The organism is Terrabacter sp. 2RAF25 (genome assembly GCF_052115265.1).
Taxonomy (GTDB): domain Bacteria; phylum Actinomycetota; class Actinomycetes; order Actinomycetales; family Dermatophilaceae; genus Terrabacter.
In genome coordinates, this window is record NZ_JBFRGJ010000077.1 from 1 (window position 1) to 373 (window position 373).

A 373-nucleotide genomic window follows, 5' to 3' on the forward strand; every position below is an offset into this window, starting at 1 on the left:
CCGTGGACCAGCCGTTCCTGCTGCCGATCGAGGACGTGTTCTCGATCTCGGGCCGCGGCACGGTGGTGACCGGCCGGATCGAGCGCGGCGCCGTCAACGTGGGCGACGAGCTCGAGATCGTGGGCATCCGCGACACCAAGAAGACGACCTGCACGGGCGTCGAGATGTTCCGCAAGCTGCTGGACCGCGGCGAGGCGGGCGACAACATCGGCGCGCTGCTGCGCGGCGTGGACCGTGACGGCGTCGAGCGTGGCCAGGTGCTGTGCAAGCCGGGTTCGGTGAAGCCGCACACCAAGTTCGAGGCCGAGGCCTACATCCTGACCAAGGAGGAAGGCGGCCGCCACACGCCGTTCTTCGCCAACTACCGCCCGCA

Annotated in this window: 1 protein-coding gene; it reads left to right on the forward strand. The window is 69.2% G+C overall.

The annotated features are described in order from the left end of the window. Positions 1-373: EF-Tu/IF-2/RF-3 family GTPase (locus AB4091_RS22025; protein ID WP_442295073.1), on the forward strand; the 373-nt coding region annotated here is incomplete at both ends.